Source organism: Bradyrhizobium sp. USDA 3240 (assembly GCF_054063295.1).
Genome location: NZ_JBSSGD010000002.1, coordinates 8,366,165 through 8,383,714 on the forward strand (window position 1 = coordinate 8,366,165; position 17,550 = coordinate 8,383,714).

23 protein-coding genes are annotated in these 17,550 nt (G+C 65.5%); 13 read left to right on the forward strand and 10 right to left on the reverse strand.

The features are described from left to right. Positions 1-74 precede the first annotated feature (74 nt). Both ACVIGA_RS39920 and ACVIGA_RS39925 read left to right on the forward strand, forming a co-directional pair. Positions 75-1,046 carry a helix-turn-helix domain-containing protein gene (locus ACVIGA_RS39920; protein WP_456670346.1) on the forward strand — a complete coding sequence of 324 codons (972 nt, stop codon included), beginning with the start codon at positions 75-77 and terminating at the stop codon, positions 1,044-1,046. 70 nt (positions 1,047-1,116) lie between these two features. Then, complete coding sequence (locus tag ACVIGA_RS39925) at positions 1,117-1,362, forward strand: PilZ domain-containing protein (RefSeq protein ID WP_223967956.1); 246 nt, start codon at positions 1,117-1,119, stop codon at positions 1,360-1,362. 133 nt (positions 1,363-1,495) lie between these two features. Here ACVIGA_RS39925 and ACVIGA_RS39930 read toward each other — a convergent pair whose 3' ends face one another. After that, entirely contained in the window at positions 1,496-1,744 is a 249-nt protein-coding gene (locus ACVIGA_RS39930; protein ID WP_092113602.1) for a hypothetical protein, read from the reverse strand. 151 nt (positions 1,745-1,895) lie between these two features. Between ACVIGA_RS39930 and ACVIGA_RS39935 the strand changes: the two genes are divergently transcribed. The 3 genes from ACVIGA_RS39935 (at position 1,896) to ACVIGA_RS39945 (ending at position 4,812) form a co-directional block, all read left to right on the forward strand. Then, positions 1,896-2,573: a nitroreductase gene (locus ACVIGA_RS39935; protein WP_223967954.1), complete on the forward strand. Its 678-nt coding sequence runs from the start codon at positions 1,896-1,898 to the stop codon at positions 2,571-2,573. A gap of 3 nt (positions 2,574-2,576) precedes the next feature. After that, positions 2,577-3,509, forward strand: a complete 933-nt coding sequence (locus ACVIGA_RS39940) for an alpha/beta hydrolase family protein (RefSeq protein ID WP_456670347.1) — start codon at positions 2,577-2,579, stop codon at positions 3,507-3,509. A gap of 139 nt (positions 3,510-3,648) precedes the next feature. Then, on the forward strand, positions 3,649-4,812 hold the full coding sequence (locus ACVIGA_RS39945) for an acyl-CoA dehydrogenase family protein (RefSeq protein ID WP_456670348.1): 1,164 nt from the start codon (positions 3,649-3,651) through the stop codon (positions 4,810-4,812). Between the two features lie 14 nt (positions 4,813-4,826). Here ACVIGA_RS39945 and ACVIGA_RS39950 read toward each other — a convergent pair whose 3' ends face one another. Continuing rightward, entirely contained in the window at positions 4,827-5,678 is an 852-nt protein-coding gene (locus ACVIGA_RS39950) for a LysR substrate-binding domain-containing protein (protein WP_456670349.1), read from the reverse strand. A 100-nt stretch (positions 5,679-5,778) separates the two neighbouring features. Between ACVIGA_RS39950 and ACVIGA_RS39955 the strand changes: the two genes are divergently transcribed. Next, on the forward strand, positions 5,779-6,441 hold the full coding sequence (locus ACVIGA_RS39955; RefSeq protein ID WP_456670350.1) for an FMN-dependent NADH-azoreductase: 663 nt from the start codon (positions 5,779-5,781) through the stop codon (positions 6,439-6,441). An 87-nt stretch (positions 6,442-6,528) separates the two neighbouring features. Here ACVIGA_RS39955 and ACVIGA_RS39960 read toward each other — a convergent pair whose 3' ends face one another. Beyond that, a complete protein-coding gene (locus ACVIGA_RS39960) occupies positions 6,529-8,610 on the reverse strand; it encodes a methyl-accepting chemotaxis protein (protein WP_456670351.1) in 2,082 nt (693 codons plus the stop codon). Between the two features lie 168 nt (positions 8,611-8,778). Then, positions 8,779-9,222, reverse strand: a complete 444-nt coding sequence (locus ACVIGA_RS39965) for a hypothetical protein (RefSeq protein WP_456670352.1) — start codon at positions 9,220-9,222, stop codon at positions 8,779-8,781. Between ACVIGA_RS39965 and ACVIGA_RS39970 the strand changes: the two genes are divergently transcribed. Then, on the forward strand, positions 9,214-9,804 hold the full coding sequence (locus tag ACVIGA_RS39970) for an NADPH-dependent FMN reductase (protein WP_456670353.1): 591 nt from the start codon (positions 9,214-9,216) through the stop codon (positions 9,802-9,804). The genes ACVIGA_RS39965 and ACVIGA_RS39970 overlap by 9 nt on opposite strands. 33 nt (positions 9,805-9,837) lie before the next feature. Then, positions 9,838-10,620, forward strand: coding sequence for an SDR family NAD(P)-dependent oxidoreductase (locus tag ACVIGA_RS39975; RefSeq protein WP_456670354.1), 783 nt, complete (start codon positions 9,838-9,840; stop codon positions 10,618-10,620). Positions 10,621-10,633: 13 nt separating this feature from the next. Here the strand turns inward: ACVIGA_RS39975 and ACVIGA_RS39980 are convergent, their stop codons facing one another. Continuing rightward, positions 10,634-11,014, reverse strand: coding sequence for a hypothetical protein (locus tag ACVIGA_RS39980; RefSeq protein WP_456670355.1), 381 nt, complete (start codon positions 11,012-11,014; stop codon positions 10,634-10,636). Positions 11,015-11,190: 176 nt separating this feature from the next. Here ACVIGA_RS39980 and ACVIGA_RS39985 point away from each other — a divergent pair, with 176 nt between their 5' ends. Further along, positions 11,191-11,820 (forward strand): L,D-transpeptidase, encoded by a 630-nt coding sequence (locus ACVIGA_RS39985; RefSeq protein ID WP_223967945.1) that lies wholly within the window; start codon positions 11,191-11,193, stop codon positions 11,818-11,820. A 75-nt stretch (positions 11,821-11,895) separates the two neighbouring features. Here the strand turns inward: ACVIGA_RS39985 and ACVIGA_RS39990 are convergent, their stop codons facing one another. Then, entirely contained in the window at positions 11,896-12,966 is a 1,071-nt protein-coding gene (locus ACVIGA_RS39990) for a hypothetical protein (RefSeq protein ID WP_456670356.1), read from the reverse strand. Positions 12,967-13,344: 378 nt separating this feature from the next. On the opposite strand from ACVIGA_RS39990, the gene ACVIGA_RS39995 reads away from it, so the two are divergent. After that, a complete protein-coding gene (locus tag ACVIGA_RS39995) occupies positions 13,345-13,920 on the forward strand; it encodes a septal ring lytic transglycosylase RlpA family protein (protein ID WP_375780719.1) in 576 nt (191 codons plus the stop codon). 427 nt (positions 13,921-14,347) lie between these two features. Next, positions 14,348-14,527 carry a hypothetical protein gene (locus ACVIGA_RS40000; protein ID WP_092113623.1) on the forward strand — a complete coding sequence of 60 codons (180 nt, stop codon included), beginning with the start codon at positions 14,348-14,350 and terminating at the stop codon, positions 14,525-14,527. A 2-nt stretch (positions 14,528-14,529) separates the two neighbouring features. Here the strand turns inward: ACVIGA_RS40000 and ACVIGA_RS40005 are convergent, their stop codons facing one another. After that, positions 14,530-15,258: a class I SAM-dependent methyltransferase gene (locus tag ACVIGA_RS40005; RefSeq protein WP_456670357.1), complete on the reverse strand. Its 729-nt coding sequence runs from the start codon at positions 15,256-15,258 to the stop codon at positions 14,530-14,532. A 228-nt stretch (positions 15,259-15,486) separates the two neighbouring features. Here ACVIGA_RS40005 and ACVIGA_RS40010 point away from each other — a divergent pair, with 228 nt between their 5' ends. After that, complete coding sequence (locus ACVIGA_RS40010; RefSeq protein ID WP_456670358.1) at positions 15,487-15,633, forward strand: hypothetical protein; 147 nt, start codon at positions 15,487-15,489, stop codon at positions 15,631-15,633. Positions 15,634-15,786: 153 nt separating this feature from the next. Beyond that, on the forward strand, positions 15,787-16,308 hold the full coding sequence (locus ACVIGA_RS40015) for a DUF1993 domain-containing protein (RefSeq protein WP_456670359.1): 522 nt from the start codon (positions 15,787-15,789) through the stop codon (positions 16,306-16,308). A 113-nt stretch (positions 16,309-16,421) separates the two neighbouring features. On the opposite strand, the gene ACVIGA_RS40020 is transcribed toward ACVIGA_RS40015, so the two are convergent. The 3 genes from ACVIGA_RS40020 to ACVIGA_RS40030 form a co-directional block, all read right to left on the reverse strand. Beyond that, on the reverse strand, positions 16,422-16,658 hold the full coding sequence (locus ACVIGA_RS40020) for a hypothetical protein (RefSeq protein WP_456670360.1): 237 nt from the start codon (positions 16,656-16,658) through the stop codon (positions 16,422-16,424). A 425-nt stretch (positions 16,659-17,083) separates the two neighbouring features. After that, a complete protein-coding gene (locus ACVIGA_RS40025; RefSeq protein WP_456670361.1) occupies positions 17,084-17,257 on the reverse strand; it encodes a hypothetical protein in 174 nt (57 codons plus the stop codon). 9 nt (positions 17,258-17,266) lie between these two features. Further along, positions 17,267-17,497, reverse strand: coding sequence for a DUF6894 family protein (locus ACVIGA_RS40030; RefSeq protein WP_375780724.1), 231 nt, complete (start codon positions 17,495-17,497; stop codon positions 17,267-17,269). Between the last annotated feature and the right edge of the window lie 53 nt (positions 17,498-17,550).

Consider the following 17,550-nt stretch of genomic DNA (forward strand, 5'->3'; position numbering starts at 1 on the left):
TTTATCAATGCGGCCGGCGCGCTGTGCGCGGCGCCGCGCGCAAATTTTAGAGACCATTTCACAGGAGCAGTCATTTGACGGCGCCATTGCTGGTGCCGAGAGTCTTTCGTTTTGACGATGTCGATGCGTTCCGGAGTTCGATCCGGGATCTGGATGTTGATTTCACGCCACTCGCGCGGAAGATTTCGGCCGAGCAAATCATCCTGAGTTTGCCGGGATGCGAGCTCAACTACACACAGTCGTTTCCGCGGATCGTCGACGCGCAGCTTGCGCGGCATACGACCGCGGTCGGCTTCACGATGGATGACGGCGTTCCGATGCGGTTCAACGGCGTCGAGCGCGATCGTGCGGTGATCGTGCTCGGCGGCGGCGGCGCGTTCTACACGTCGGTGGAGGAGACGCCCCGCCAATATGTCTCGATGATGTTCACGCCCGAGATCGTCGATCGCGGTTGGCCGAGTGCCGGACTCCATTTCAGCATTCACGAGATATCTCAACGCGCGCAGGATCGGCTGCGCGAGGTGGTGAGGCAGGTTCTGCTCGTCACGTCGGATCAGGTCACGATTGCGGAGTTCGCCACGGGCGCGTCGATCAAGGAGACGCTGCTGTCCGCGATCGACAACGCGTTCGCCGAGATCGTACCGGCCAAGTGGGCGACGCGGGCCAACACGACGCGGCAGTTCAAGGTCTTCAACGACGCGCGCGCCGTCCTGGCCGGCGACGTCGCGCACCCGATCTACAGCGGCGAGCTCGCCAGGCAGATCGGCGTGTCGGTGCGCACGCTGCATGATGCGATCCAGCGCTACCGGGGCATCAGCCTGCATCGCTATCTGCGGCTGCGTAGGCTTTGGCTGGTGCGCCAGCAACTGCTCGCCGGCGCGCCGAGCGTCAAGGCCTGTGCGCTGGCCTACGGGTTCTGGCACCTCAGCGATTTTTCACGGAGCTATCGGTCGCAGTTCGGGGAAGCGCCATCGGAGACGCTGGCGGCCTCGCGCCGTGCTGGCGTCGCGCCCGCCGATCCGGCCGGCGGCAGACACGAATCGTAACAATCCGCCTGAACCAAATCTTAACGGGGGGTTGCGAATCTGTGGGTACGATTCCACCAGAGGCGGCCTGATGCATCCCCGACGATTTGCGCGTGTTCGTCCGACAGGATGTGTATCCAGCGTGGTCAAGCTCCAGCTCGAACCGAAGGCGCCCCTGATCGAATGCCGGCTGGTGGACTATTCCGCCGGCGGGGCCTGCCTGGAATTTTCCAAGCCGATCCAGTTGCCCGAGCGTTTCGAGATGTTTCACGGCAACACCCGGAAGCGTTGCCGGCGGGTCTGGAGCAGGGGCGTCCGGGTCGGCGTTTCGTTCTAGCGCCACAGGGCGTGGGCCGATGAAGGGTCCGTCCACCCGTCAACAGCCGTTCGGGCCGCGCCCTGCGCGACCCGATTGAGTCCCGATGAAGTCTGTCCCGATTGAGGGGGCTAAATGAGCGCCGGCGAGGGGCTCAGGCGCCGCTCTGGCACTTCTTCATGAACGAGTTCTTGGCCGCGCCGGCGAGCTTCTTGCCGTCGGAGCCGACCGCCTTGGTCTCGCAGGTATCCATCGTGCACTTCTTCATGAACGAGGTCTTGGCCGCGCCGGCCAGCGGCTTGCCGTCCTTGCCGACGGCTTTCGTCTCGCAGGAGGCGTCCTGTGCAAATGCCGAACCGGCGGCAAAGGTCGCGATCACGGCCGCCAAGAAAATCCGCTTCATCTGGGTTCTCCCTAAACCAAACCAGTGGACGGATTGGATATCGGATTCTTGGCTCGATCAAGTTCCCACAGCCGAATTTGTCTATAAAATACCCCGATAGCTGCGAGAAAATTCCGTGTGCAGCGCGGAACAAAATGGGGGAAACGCGGAAATGGAATTCGAGACGCTGGTACAGACACGCAAAAGCGTGCGCGGGTTCAAGAAGCAGCCGGTGTCACGGGCGACCGTCGAGGAGATCATCGAGGTGGCCAAGCGCGCGCCGTCCTCGATGAACACGCAGCCCTGGCACGTCCATGTCCTGACCGGGGCGCCGCTGGAGGAAGTGCGGCGCCGCAACATGGAGGAGATGATCGCCGGCGCCAAGGCCAAGCGCGACATCGTCAGCCATGGCGAATACCAGGGCGTGCACCGCGGCCGCCAGGTCGACATTGCCAAGAAGCTGTTCGGCGCCATGGGGATTGCCCGCGACGACAAGCCGATGCGGCAGGATTGGGTGTTGCGCGGCTTCCGCCAGTTCGACGCCCCGGTCTCGCTGGTGCTGGCCTATGACCGGATCCTCGATCCCGGCGCGGTCTGCCATTTCGATCTCGGCGCGCTCTGCTACGGCATCGTGCTGGCGGCCTGGGATCGCGGCCTCGGCAGTGTGATCAACGGCCAGGGCATCATGCGCTCCGACATCGTGCGCGAGGTCGCCAATATCCCGGAAGACCAGGTGATCATGACCTGCGTCGCGATGGGTTATCCCGACGACAGTTTTGCCGCCAACGCAGTGCGGTCGGACCGCGAGGCCAACGGCGATTTTGTCCGCTATGTCGGCTTTGCCGAGTAGCGCATGATCCGACCAGTGCGGACCCGCAACGACATCGGCGCGGTCGTTCTGGCCCTGGTGGTCTTCATCTCGGCCTCCGGCGCCGCGCGAGCCGAAGGCATTCGCCTCGATGCGCTCAAGATCCCGGTGCCGAATGCGGAAGGGGCAGGGCCGGCCGCTGCGCTGCTCGACGCGATCGTGCTGCGGCCGGATGACGGGCAGCCGCATCCGCTGGTCCTGCTCAATCACGGCTCGCCGCGCTCGGCGAGCGACCGACCGTCGATGAGCCCCTACGGGATGTGGGCGCAGGCGGCGGAGTTCGCACGCCGCGGCTGGGTTGCGGTGGCGTTCCTGCGCCGGGGCTACGGCGCCTCGCAGGGCGGATGGGCCGAGACCTACGGGCCGTGCTCCGGTCCGAACTACGCGAAAGCCGGCCGCGCCGGCGCCAGCGACATCGCAGCCGCCGCCAAATTCATGGCCGGCCAAGTTTACGTCAGCAGCGGAAAGTGGATCAGCGTCGGCCGCTCGGCGGGCGGCCTCGCCACCGTCGCATTGACGTCGAGTGCGCCGTCGGGTCTAGCGGCCGCGATCGTGTTCGCACCGGGCCGCGGATCGAGCGGCCCCGATACGGTCTGCGGAGAAGGCGAGCTCGTCGACGCCTTCGCGCAGTTCGGAAAATCCTCACGCGTTCCGCTCCTCTGGGTCTCCGCCGACAACGATCACTTCTTCGGCCCGAAACTCGTGACGCGGTTGTCGGACGCGTTCGCGAAATCAGGCGGCAAGCTCTCGCTGGTTCGAACGGCCGCATTCGGCAGCGACGGTCACATGCTGTTCAGCGAGAACGGAACGGCGATCTGGGCGCCGATCGTCGATCGCTTCCTCAAGGAGAATGGCCTCACGCGGCGCGATCCATTGCTCGACATGCCGCCACGTCCAGCGCAATTGCGCACGCGCTGACCGCGCCGCGGGATATTGAATTCCGCACCATGAAACCATCGCGCGACAGTGAGCGCGAGCGCGCGTTTCCGCTATTTGTGTCGACAAAAAATGCGCTACTGGTTTTGTGAAGCGAAACAGCACAGGCGAGGAATCCCAGATGAGCGATGATGAACAGACAGCCATGATCCGCGAGACGGTCGCGCGCTTCGTCGATCGCGAACTCATTCCGCTCGAGCCGCAATATCTGAAATCGAAACTGCCCGGCAGCGATCATCCCGAGCTCACCGCAGAGCAGCGCAAGCGGCTGCGCGACGTCTCCAAGGAGCTCGGCCTCTGGGGCCTCGATGCGCCCGAGGATCTCGGCGGCCACGATTTGCCGACGCGCACGATGGCTGCAGTGCACGAAGAGCTCGGCCGCAGCTGCGTGCCGTTCGTGCTGCCGCCGGATTCGCCGAACCTGCGCATGCTGCAGGCGGTCGGCACCGACGCGCAGAAGAAGAAATATCTGCAGCCCTATATCGAGGGCCGGATGACGTCGGCGATCGCGATCTCCGAGCCCGGCGCCGGCGGCGATCCCGCGGGGATGAAGACGCGCGCGGTGCTCGAAGGCGAGCAGTGGGTGCTGAACGGCCGCAAGATCTGGATCAGCAATGCGCGCGCCGCCGACTTCATCATCGTGATGGCGCGCGTCGGCAACGACCAGCGCCAGGGCGGCATCACCTCCTTCATCGTCGAGAAGGGCACGGCGGGCTTCATCATCGAGCGCGAGATCCCGATGGTCGGCGGCGGCTCGACCTACGAGATCGTGTTCGAGGACTGCCGCATCCCGAAGGACTCGGTGCTGGGCGAGGTCGGCAAGGGCTACGCGCCGATGCAGCTGCGGCTGCGCACGCGGCGGCTCGAGATGGGGTCGACCTGCGTCGGCATCACCAAGCGCGCGCTCGACATGATGTGCGAGCACGCCAAGCAGCGCGAGACCTTCGGCGTCAAGCTCGCCGAGCGCCAGGCGATCCAGTGGTGGATCGCCGACATCTCGACGCGCATGCATGCATGCCGGCTGATGGTGCGCGAGGCTGCCGACAAGACCGATCGCGGCGAGGACATCCGCCACGAGGCCTCGATGATCAAGGTGTTCGCGACCGAAATGGCCTATGACGCCTGCGACCACGCCATGCAGACGCTCGGCGCTCTCGGCGTGACGCTGGAATTGCCGCTCAACGCGCTCTGGCAGAAGGCCCGCCTGATGCGGGTGTACGAAGGCCCGAGCGAGGTCCATCGCCAGGCGATCGCCCGCCGTGTGCTCGGCCTGCGCGGCGGCTGATCAGCGCGTGAGGGCTATCGTCGGCTCGCAGCAGCCTTGATGATATCCTGGGCGATGTCGCCGATCTCGCGCGGGCCGCCGCGACTGCGCGTGAACACCGTGAACTCGACCTCGGGAAGTCTGGGCAAGCCGGCTTCGCGGCCGAGCGCCCGCAATTGCGGTGTGAGCAGGCTGCGATAGAGCGGGCACACTGCAAGCTCGGCCGCAGCGGCGGCACGCAGACCGCCAATGCTCGGACTCACCACAGTGATGCGGGCTTCACGGCCGGCCGCAGCGAGCGCGGCCAGCGCGGCGTCGCGATATGGGCAGGGCTCGGGAAACAGCGCGAGCGAGAGCGGCGCCGTGGTATCCGGCGTCGCGCCCTTCGCATAGGCCCACACCAGCGGCTTGCGCCACAGCAGCTGGCCGCTCTGGTCGCCCTGGCATCGGCCGCAAACCACGACATCGAGTTCGCCCCGGTCGAGCCCGGCCAGGAGCAGGGCCGTATTCGCGACCCGCACCTCCAGCGTCAGACCAGGGTGACCATGCTGGAATTGCGCGAGCGTGCGCGGCAACCAGTTGCTCATGAAGTCGTCGGATGCGCCGATGCGCAAATGAACGCCGCGGTTCTTGCCTGACAATCTCAGGCGCGCGTCCTCGTTGAGGCGAAGGATGGCACGCGCATAGCCGAGCAAGGCTTCGCCTTCGGCGGTCAACGCGACCGACCGCGTGTTGCGTGCGAACAATGGTCGGTCTGCCTGAACCTCCAGGCGGCGAATATGCGCGCTGACCGCGGACTGCGTGAGATTCAGCCGGCGCGCTGCCTTGGTGAAATTTGCCTCCTGAGCGACCGCCTGAAACGTCCGGAGGAGCGTTGTGTCGAACATCGATATATCTCGATATGAGATTAATTAGACAATTATATATCATTTCTCTCACTGAACGGAAGCTGCTCTGTTGGGCCGCCACCAGCCCCGGAGATTCCAGATGACCCGCATCCTCTATGTCGAAGCATCCCCGCGAAAGAACCGCAGCGCGTCGATCGAGGTGGCACACGCCGCGCTCGCTGCATGGAGCGACATCGAGCCCGATCTCAGCGTCGATGTCCTCGACCTATGGTCGACGGAGCTCCCCGAGTTCGACGGTCCGGTCATGATGGCGAAATACGCCGGACTGGCGGGAACGGCGCTAACGCCTGAGCAGGCCGAAGCGTGGGCACAGATATCCGCGATTGCCGCGCGCTTTCTCGCGGCCGACGTGATCCTGCTCGCGGTGCCGTTGTGGAATTTCTCGATACCTTACAAGTTGAAGCAGCTCATCGATGTCGTGTCGCAGAAGGATCTCCTGTTCACGTTTGACGGACGGGCGTTCGGCGGTCTGCTGCACGGGAGGAAGGCTCTGCTGGTGCTGGCGCGGGGGCTCGACTATGCACCGACGGCAGCCACGCCCGCCGGCAGCTACGACTTCCAAAGGCCCTATCTGGAGATGTGGCTGCGGTATATCGGCATTACCGACATCACGACGGTCGTGGTCGAAAAGACCCTCGCGGGGCCTGACGTCGATCATGCCTCGCGTGCAGCCGCCAAGCGGGCCGCGGTCGAGGCGGTGAAGCAGCTTGCGCATTCGTCATCACGCGCGGTGACGTCATAGCGATGCATCGCCGCCGGGGGCTGTCACCATGTGTCAAAGCAGCTGGCTGGTCTGCGCTGCCGCTCCGTCTCTTGGTCGGGCGCGCTCTTACGCCGCCCGCACGTCGGAGAGGAAGCGGTTGACCTGGCCGGCGAGGTCCTTGGACTGCGTCGAGAGCTGCTCGGCCGCGCCCAGCACCTGGGTCGCCGCGGCGCCGGTATCGTCGGCGGCGCGCTGCACGCCGGAGATGTTGGAGTTGACCTCCTGGGTGCCGCGTGCGGCTTCCTGAACGCTGCGCGAGATCTCCTTGGTCGCCGAGCCCTGTTCCTCGATCGCTGCGGCGATCGCAGTGCCGATCTGGTCGATCTCGGTGATGACGTCGACGACGCTCCGGATCGCGGTCACGGTCTCGTCGCTTGCGGTCTGGATCGCGGTGATCTGCTCGGAGATCTCCGTGGTCGCCTTCGCGGTCTGGCCGGCCAGCGATTTTACTTCCGAGGCGACGACGGCAAAGCCGCGGCCGGCCTCGCCGGCGCGGGCCGCCTCGATGGTGGCGTTGAGCGCGAGCAGGTTGGTCTGCGCCGCGATGCTCTGGATCAGCGTCACGACGTCGCCGATCTTCTGGGCGCCCTCGGCCAGCGAGCGCGCGGTGTCGCCGGTGCGGCGGGCATGGTCGACGGCACGGGCGGCGATCTCGGTCGAGGTCGCGACCTGGCGGGCGATCTCCGAGATCGAGGAGGTCAGTTCCTCGGTCGCGCTCGCAACCGTCTGCACGTTGGTCGAGGTCTGATCGGATGCGGCGGCAACGACCGCGGCTTGGCGATTGGTGGCGGAGGCGGTGGCGGACATCGATTGCGCGGTGTCCTCCATCACCGATGACGCCGCGGACAATCCGCCGACCAGTTCGGTGACCTTGGCTTCGAAGGCGCGGGTCAGATCGTCGAGCGCGCGGGCGCGGCGCATCTTGACGTCGTTCTCAGCTTCCTTCTCGGACGCGAGGCGATCGGCTTCGATCCTGTTGTCCTTGAACACCTGCACGGCGGCGGCCATCGCGCCGATCTCGTCGTTGCGCGCGGCGCCCGGGATCGCCTCGGCGACGTCGCCCGCGGCGAGGCGGGACATCCGGCCGGTGAGGGCTGCGATCGGGTTGAGGATGCGGCGGCGGACCACGACGATGAGGCCGGCGCTGACGGCAATGACCGCGAGCAGCCCGGTCAGTGCGATCACGAAGCTGAAGCGCGCCGACGAATAGGCGCTCGCAAGCACCTGCTCGGCGTTCTCGTAGAATGCCTCGCGTACGGTGATGATAGCGGCGAGGCCGATCTGCGATTCCGGATAGTAGGTGTCGAGATCCACCTCATACTTGCCGGACACTGCGCCTTCCTTGGCAAGCTTCAGCGCCTTGCCGAAGCGCTCGACATAGTCGGCCTGCATCTTGCCGAGCGCCGTCATGACGTTCGCGGGCGTCGCCGGATTGTTGCGCAACTCCTGCAGCGTCGAGAGGATCTGCTCGGTGCGGCCGGTCGAGCGGTAGAGTTCCAATTTCTCCTGATCGGTCGCGACGCGCTTGGCGCCGACCAGCGCCTTGTGCAGGCTGGCATTGAGACCGCCGGTGTCGCGCAGCATCCAGGCGACGTTGGCGTAGCTGGCCTGGCGATAGGCATTGCCGTCGAGGCCGGCGAGCCGGCGCACCTGCTCGTCGAGCAGCGTGGTGACACCGGCGTTGAATACGGAATTGTCGGCGACGATCTTGCCGGCGGCCGCGCGGCGGGCATCGGCTGGACCTGAGATGGCAGCCGCGATGGCGTCGCGCAGCCCGGCAAATTTCACCTTCAGCGCGTCGATCTCGCGTGCGACGGCCTCGCCATCGTCGAGCGATCCCGGCAGGGTGGTGCGCACCTGGTTGACCTTGGCCAGCGCACCGTCGGTCAGCTGACGCTGGCGGTCGAGCTCGGCGATCTGCTTCGGGTCGATCGTGCCGCCTGCGAGCAGCAGGTTGGTGGCGTAGCCGCGCTCGGGGTTCATGTAGCGCGGGATGTCGCCGACGGCGCGGACGATCTCGAGCCGGCTCTGCGCGGTCGAGACCTTGTCCATGGTCTGGTACTTGGTCACCGCGACATAGGCCGCAAGGCCACCGCCGACCGCGGACAAGGAGACGATCGCGGCCGTCAGGAGAGTACCGATTTTCATGGGATGCGCGCCATTTCTTGACGAGAGAGGGAGAGACCTCAACCGTACCGGGTGCGCATTAAGCTTGGGTTTATGATCAGGGATCCGCGGCGGTCCCGCCCAGTCCGCATTGTCCGAAAGTCGAACGCGCCGGGTCGCTCGGCCGCGCGTGGCGACACGGCGTGACGGTCAGTGCCCGTCGTCGTCAGCGCCCTTGGTCGCGGCGCGGTGCTGGGTCGCGCCGCCCGTGCCCGCTTCGCCGCAGGGAAGCTGGTTCCAGGTGCCGTCGGCGGCCTGCTGGTAGGCCTGGCAGCCGGCCGAATTGGTTGTGGTGGCGGCTTTTTCGTCGGCCTTCTGCCGCTCGGCACTCTTCGCCAGCGCTGGCGTGGCAAGGGCAGCGACGGCCGCGAGCGAGCCTGCGAAAACCAGCTTTGCGATCTGCATGTCGGGTTCTCCTTCTCGAAGCGAAAAACATATCCAGAAAACAAATCTGGCGATTTTTGGCCGCGGTGGGCGATCTGCGACGAATTGCTTAATGCCGGGAAAACGCGCCGGAATGCCCGTTAATATCTGCGCGCCGGCCGCGGGACGGCTGTCGCAGCGCCGTGGTAGGATCGCGCCATCATGACCCATCGCATTCTCGTTCTCTACGGCTCTTATCGTTCGGATCGCATGGGCATCCGCCTGGCGCACTTCGTCGTCGACGGCCTTCGTGGGCGCGGCGACGATGTCGAGTTGATCGACGCCAAGGAGGTCGGCCTGCCGATGCTCGACCGGATGTACAAGGAACACCCGAAGGGCCAGGCGCCGGCCGTGCTCGAAACGCTCGCCGGCAAGATCCGCGACGCCGACGGCTTCCTGTTCGTCACCGGCGAATACAATTGGGGCATCCAGCCCGGGCTGAAGAACCTGACCGATCATTTCCTCGAGGAATGGTTCTGGCGTCCGGCGGCGATCGCAAGCTACTCGGCCGGGCGGTTCGCCGGTGCGCGCGCCGCGACCGCCTGGCACGGCACGCTGTCGGAGATGGGCATGGTGGTGGTGTCGAGCACGATCAGCGCGGGGCCGATCGCGCAGACCCTGTCCGCCGAAGGCAAGCCGATCGGCGAGGGCGGCAAGTCGCTCGAACGCGCCTTTGCGCGCTTTGCCGACGACTTCACCTGGTGGATCGAAGCCGCCAAGGCACAGCGGGCGCGCAAGGCGCCGCCATACTGAGCGCCGGTCTGCACGTCCGCGGAGTTAGACATCATGAGCCTCTTCACATCGCCCTTCGATCCCGCGCGCGAGGCCGCTTTGGTGACCGGCGCCGGCAACGGCATCGGCCGCGCGGTCGCGCAGGCCCTGGTCGGCGAGGGCGTGCGCACGGTGTTCGCCGACCTGCATGAGGACAGGGTGCTTGCCGCGATCAAGGCCGCCCCACATCCCGAACTTGCCGTGCCCTGGGTCGGCGATCTCGCGCAACGTGCGGCGTGCGACGCGCTGCTGGCGCATGCGCAAGCAGCGGTCGGGCAGGTGACGCATTTCGTCCACAGCGCATCGCCACCGCGCCGCGAGGCCGATCACGCGATGGCGGTCGATGAAGAGACCTGGCGGCAGATGCACGCGGTCAATCTCGATGCCGGCTTTCATCTGTCGCGCGAATTGGCGCGCAAGCTGATCGCGGCGAAGAAACCTGGCTCGTTCCTGCTGCTCACCTCGCTGCACGCGGGTACGCCGCGTAACCTGCCGCATTACTCGACGGCGAAGGCCGGCATGGCGATGCTGGTGAAGGAGCTTGCCAAGAGCTGGGGCTGCTACGGCATCCGCGTCAATGCGCTGGTGCCCGGCGCGGTCGCGGCCGGCGGCTTCGTCGCCGATCCCGCGCTGGCCAAGCACATTCCGCTCGGCCGGCTTGGTCAGGCGGACGATCTCGCGCCCATGGCGCTCGCCGTGCTCTCGCACAAGCTCTCCGGCTACGTCACCGGCGCATCGATCGCGGTCGACGGCGGCCTGTCGCTGACCAACTGGTTCGCGCCGCCGGAGCTGGATTGAGATCGAAGGTTTACTACTTGGTCCTGATGTAGCCCGCGAGCCGCGTCTTCTGGTCCTGGCACCAGGTCGTCATGCTGCCGGCGCGGCGTTGGTCGAGGTCGGTGCTCTGGGTTGCGATCGCGACTTCGGTCATCAGGTCGTCGGCCTGCTTCTCTCCCATCTTGCCGCCGGTATGCATGAAGGCGATTGCCTTGCGCACCTGTTCGGTGGTGCCGTCGGGCAGGTGCATGTCCTGCGCGCGCTGCACGAGGTCCTGGTAGACGAGATCGGTGCCGGGGCACTCAACCTTGGCGGCAAAGGCCTGCAACACCATGGTGACATAGGCCGCGCGCGGATCGGCGTGGGCCGGTGTTGCCGCGATAATCAGGCCGCCGATCAGCAGAGCGTAACGCATCGAATTCCTCCCGATGTTTTAGACATTTTGCGGCAAGGCTAGCGTCCGCGGGAACCGACTGCAACCGTAAGGACACAGTTGCGGAAGGAACCGATCAAACGGCCGTGTTCCAGCCGGGGCTGCCACGATTTCAGCACGATTTCGGCAGCAAGTGCCACAAGTTGACGTAGGGGAGAATGATCGTGTCGAAGTTGGGGCTTGCTGCGGTGCTGGTGGGTTCGCTCGCACTTGGCGGCTGCATGCAGGCGACGCTGTCGCCGGTGACGGATGCCGCGATGACGCCGCGCGATCGGCAATTGCTGGCGCATCCGCCCTATGCGGACGCCAAGATCCCGGATCAGTTCCAGCGCCACATTGTCGATTACAGGCGGAAGGAGCAGCCGGGCTCGATCCTGGTCGATACCGACGCGCGCTACCTCTATTACGTGCTGCCCGGCGGCAAGGCGATCCGCTACGGCGTTGCCGTCGGCGAAGAGGCGATGGCGTTCTCCGGCGTGGCCACGGTCGGCCGTCTGGCGGAGTGGCCCGATTGGGTTCCGACCAAGGACATCCAGGAGCGGCTCGGACCGTATCCGGCGCGGGTCGCCGGTGGACCGGCCAATCCGCTCGGTGCCCGGGGCATCTACCTCTACCAGGGCAACAAGGACACGCTCTACCGCATCCACGGCACCAACCAGCCCGAATATATCGGGCAGGCGATCTCGTCGGGCTGTATCCGCATGAACAACGCCGACGTCATCGATCTCTACCAGCACGTCAAGCCGGGCGCGACCGTGGTCGTGCTGCCGCCGGGACAGAGCGCGTAATTCGTATTTGAACTGCAAAGGGCGCCGATTGCGTAATCGCGATCGGCGCCCTTTCTTTCGCGCGTTAGCTGGCCGTCAGCGCAGCGGCATCGGTGGCCGAACCACGGGGCCGTTATCATCGGCATCGACAACCGAGGACTGCTGCGGCTGAACCGGCCGCGGTGCTACCGTCTGCGGTGCGGCCGCAACGGGCGCCGGCAGCGGGGCTGCTGATGCAGCCGGTGGCGGCGGGATGTAGGCCTGTGCCGGCGGGTACGACCGGCGCACCGGCGGTGAAGCAACAGCCGTATGTGGCGCCGCAGGCGGCGGTGCGATCGCGGCGCGCGGGCGCGGCGTGACCGGCCGCGGTTCGACGGCCCCGGTCTCGGTCGTCCGTGCGACCCGTTGCGTCAACTGATCCTGGCTCGCCTTCAGCTGATCGATGCTGGTCTTGAGCTGCTCGATCTGCTGTCCCATCGACGCGAGATCGCGTGCCATCGTCTGCAGCAACTGCGTCTGGTCAGCTGGTGCCGCCGGGGCAACGGGCGCCGCCGCTGCAGCGGGTGCTGCGGCCGCCGCTGGCTGAACTGCAGCGACGTCCTGTGGCGCGGCCGCAGCCGCCGGAGCAGCCTCAGACGGCTGATCGGCCGCAGCCGCCTGCGCGGGCGGGCTCGCCTGGTCGGCGGCGGGAGTGGCCTTGCCCGGCAGCAGCGACGTCAGGGCCTCGACCTGGGGCACGTACTCCGCCACCACCTGCTTGACGCGATGCCCGTAGTGTTGCCACGCCGCGGTGCCCATGGCGCCGGCGATCGCGAACAGGAACCAGAAGGCGCGGATCGCCCATTTGTTGGTCGGACGCGGCGCACGCTCCAGCCTGATGTCGTCCAGCCTGCCGTCATGGCTCGCGGTGCTGTATTCCGGCGCGGCCGGCGGCGCCGTCACGGGCATCGGCGTCACCGGTGGCACCGAGGCGACTGGCGCGGCGGGCGCGACCGGTGGCGTGGAAGAGGGTGCGAGGCTCGGGCCGAACCATGGCTCCCGTTGCCCCGATGCTACCTTGCCGGCAGGTGCCGGTGTGATGGCGGCATTGTCGGTGCGGGTTGCAGTGAAGCTAGGTTCGATCGCGAAAATATCGTGCGGATCTGCGTCTTTCAGTGTCGATTGCATGGCGGTCCCCGTTTCAGTCCAAGGTCAACCGCAAATGGGCGGCCGGCAATTTGAGCTCTGTATCGACCCCTGGCCCTGACCCCACGACTCCAGTCCGGTTTGACCAAAGCAAGGCGAGAGGGTGGAGAGGTTGGGGAGTTTCGGGAACCACACAGGGAGCTGAGGGGGCGGGCACCCGGCAACGCGGGCGGAGAGGCTCCGGGATCGCATTTTCGGGCGAATCGCCCTGGTTGTGTGGCGCATCCACCACAGCCGAGGGGAAATCGCGTTGCCCGCGGCACGTCCGACCGCGCTCCGCCTCCGTTCCGCCCTGATTGGATTCGGCCATGCGGGTGTTGGATTTTTGGCTTGGGCTGGGGCACGAGTTGGGGATGCAACATGTCACGCGACGATGCAGTCATTTCGTACGTCGACGTCAAACGCAGCGCCCGCGGTGCTGCAATTCCGTTGACTCGTGCGCGAGCGCCGCTGCGGCTCTGTGCCATCGTGATCGGCGCCGCGTCGCTTGCCGCCTGTGCGCAGTCCTCCGTCGTCAGCCAGCGCTCGCAGGCGCTCGCGAGCCGGCCGGTATCGGCCGAGCCGACGCGGGCCGCGTCATCGGCGACGCGCACACATGTCGCAACCGCGCGCAAGCACACGCCGTACGCCGCGCGCAAAGGCGGCGACACCAGGATTGCGTCGCAGGGCGTCGCAAGCTTCTACAGCGACGAGCAGGAGACCGCGAGCGGCGAGAAGTTCAACGCGCGCGAACTGACCGCCGCGCATCCGACATTGCCGTTCGGCACCAAGCTGCGCGTCACCGACGTCAAGACCGGCCGTTCGGTCACGGTGCGTGTCAATGACCGCGGGCCTTACGTTCCCGGGCGCATCGTCGACGTCTCGTATTCTGCAGCGCAGTCGCTCGGCATGATCGGCAAGGGCGTCGCGAATGTCCGGCTCGACGTGGTGCAGTGAGCCCCGTCGTAAGCCGGGTTCGGGATTTTTGCCGGCTGGATCGGGAAAAAGTCCCGGCGTTACGCGCGCTTTAATCCTGTTGTCCGAACGCCAGCTGCAAATAGAATTGTCGCCGCTACTTCCCGCGCTCTGCTTTTCCAGGCGCGTGGATTTCAACCCAATGAACCTTCCCCGCCTTGGCGTCCCACCGAGGCGGGGTTTTTCTTTGGGGCATGCGCGCCGCATGTGCTGCTGCGGTGGACGCTAGACCTGGCACATGCTGGATATGCCGACCTTGATAGGTAAGTTGAGCTAGCCGCGACCGCACGTTGCGCTCTGCCGCATCCGGCGCCTGTGCTTCCATCAAATTGTCATGCTCCCGGCGAATTGCGGCCCAACGTCGCTGCCAACACACCGCGGAATGGACTGTGTCGGCGAGGGACAAGCATTGGCCTACAAGATGATCGCAGAACGCGAGAACGAAACGGTCAGGATCGAGCGGGAGAGCACCTTCATCATCATCGCCAAGGCCAAGGTCTGGGCGAGCGAGGGATGGCAGGTGGTGATCACCGACAAGGACGGAAAATCATACCCGCCCGAGGAATTCGACAAGCTGCTTGCGGCGTGATGCTAGCGCTGCGCTGACACCAGCATCATCATCGGCCGTTCCAGTTCGTCGGCCAGTTCGGGCACAGCCTTGATCTGCTCCCGCGTCGGGGAGAATTCCTCGACATGGCGAAGCGTGAAGCCGGCGCCGATCAACGCATTGAGCGTGGTGCCGATGGTGCGGTGATATTTCAGCACGCCCTTCACATACCAGTCGGTCCGCCGTTCGCCTTCGATGAAGTAGCGATTGACCGGCCAGGTCTTGCGGCCGTCCCGGTCCTGTCCCCAGTCGGGGTGGGTGGCGGCCATGTAGATCGGATGCTCGATGGTGAAGACCAGATGCCCCTCCGGGACGAGCGTGCGATACAGCATCCGCGCCAGGCGATCGAAGTCCCTGATGTAGTGGAAGGTGAGGGCGCTGTAGGCGAGGTCGAACGTGGCCTTCGGCAGCTCCAGCGTTTCGAGGTCGGCGATCTCAAAAGCGATGGCCGGATCCTGCGTCATCGCCGTGGCGCGCGCGATCATGTTCTGCGAGAGGTCGATGCCGAGCACGCCCGAGGCGCCTTGCTCGCGCATCCAGCGCGACACCCAGCCGAAGCCGCAACCGAGATCGACCACGCGCTTGCCCGCGATGTCGGGCAGCATGGCGCGGATGGCGGGCCATTCGGGCGCGCCGAGCAATCCGCGGACCTGCCGCGGCAGCTGGCTGTAGCCGGCAAAGAAGCCGGGATCGTCATAGATGTTCTGCGCCATGGGTCCGGCAACTCGCGAAGCAACGGGGGCCGCCTCTCTGTATCCGCCGCCGCGGAGCGGGGGAACCATTGATTCCGTCGCGCCAGCCGGGATGCTGGAACCAGACACGGCGTTCGGCCGTTTTGAAGTCAGCCCGCGGGACGCGCGGTCACGCCTGTCCCTGCGGCATCGGACAGCAGAGGAGAGCGCCATGATTGCCGAGATGCGATCCACACCATCGCGCGGCAGATGCTGGAGAAGCACGGCCTGCAGGCGATTGCCGAGGCGGCGCAGAACGCCGTCGCCTGCGAGAGCAAGGGCGAGACCGAAGAGGCCCGCGAGTGGCGCCATATCGAGGACGCCATGAAGATGATGCGCGGACCGCATCAGAGCTGACCGCGGGAGCGCGCGACGCCTGGTGGAGTGCTCTGGCGCTGTGCGCCGGATCGATTCGATTTGCGCCCCCGATGCCGCTTGCCTTCGCCGGAGTTTCCGGGAACTGTGTTCAGGACAAGCAGCAAACAAATTTTCTATCTGGGGGAATTCGCCATGACCTTTTCACTCTACGACGCGACCGTTGCCAACTATCTGCAGATCCTCGGCGCCGCCTCGGGCTTTCTCGACAAGAGCCTCGCGCATTTCAAGGCGAACGGCATCGATCCGGCCGAGATCGTCGAGACCCGGTTGTTTCCGGACATGTTGCCGTTCCGCTTTCAGGTGGTCTCGCTCGCGCATCATTCCCGCGGCGCGATGGAAGCCGCCAGGACCGGTGTGTTTGTGCCACCGTCCGGCAAGCCCGATCTGGATTACGCCGCACTGCAGGCGCTGGTGAAGGACGCGCAAAGCGAATTGTCGGCCCTGACGCCGGACGCGGTCAACGCGTTGCTTGGGCGCGAAGTGATGTTCAAGATCGGCGAGCGCTCGATGCCGTTCACGGCCGAGGGGTTCCTGATGTCGTTCTCGCTGCCGAACTTCTTCTTCCACTCGACCACCGCCTACGACATCCTTCGCCACAAGGGCGCGCCGCTCGGCAAGCGTGACTTCATCGGCCGGTTGAACATGAAGAAGTGATCGGGCCGCACGCGAACTGGTCTTGCTGAGGCGGCAACATCAGTCGCTGCGCGCAGCAAGACCAAGACCGCGCGCTGACGGGCGCGGTCAACAGAGTCCAAAGCCTGCCGGCGCTAGCCGGCCCTGCGCCAGTGTGGCACGGGATCGAGCGGCGTTCGATACAGCTCGCGCCGGTCGACGTCGGTGACGCGCACGGCACAGCCGCGCGCCTTCAGCTCCGGCTTGACCTGCGACAGCTCGTTGGCGAGCTGATCGGCGCGATCGGAGGCGAGGCTGATGTCTTCGAGGATGATCGTTCCTTGATTGCGGAACTCGTCCCCCACCACGAGATCGAAGGTGTAGTACGGCATTCCGAAGTCTCCGTTTCGGTTTGCATCACAGGGTAACACTGAGTCGTGCGTTCCCTAAGATGCATCGCGCACAATCGTCGGGCGATCGGCGCAAAAACGATGTGCAACGCTCGACGCACGATGAACGACGATGCCGCGTGGCACGGCGAAGGAGTCTCGTGAGACAGCTCACCGCCATGCCGTTAAGATTTGATTAAAACTGTCGTCGCAAGCTTGGGACCAGGTGGAATTGCGGCGGAACCGGACTCCGGGAACCGGCAGCCGCAGGAGAAGGCCGGTGGCGTAACGCCCATCGGCCTTTTCTCGTCGCTCAAGCGCTCGGACTAGAGCGCTTTCGAGCGAAGCGGACAGCGGTTCGCGTGAAGAAAACGCGTCAAACAACAAACTCGAGCTTCGGTTCTGATTCGATCAGAACCGAACATGCGCTAGTCGCGCAGCGTGGCCTGCCGCCTGGCGCGGCATTTCGGACCCGGCCCGCGCATGTAGTACAGCTCGGGGCGATAGGGGTTGATGACGCCCTCGACCAACGCGACACAGCGTGCAACGAGGCGGGCGAGGTGGCGGCGCAAGGGATGCAGGGCGAGTTCCATCGAATTCATGGCACGCCCTCAGTGCAATTCGCCGAGAACGGCGGTGAATGGCAACTCGAAGATCTCGGTGCCGATATCGTCGGTGACGTGGACCGCCCAGTTGCGCCAGTCTTCCACGCTCGGTGTCATGACAAAGCTGCGCGCCAGCTGCTCCGCATACACCCGCACCTCCCTAAAATCCATTGCGGCGCCGGTGCGATCCAGGATGACGTGCTTGTCGTCGGAGCAGTGAAAGAAAACTGCAGACATCTTCCGATTCCCATGCCGAAGCGATTCTCGCGCATTGAAATAGCAGCGCGCGC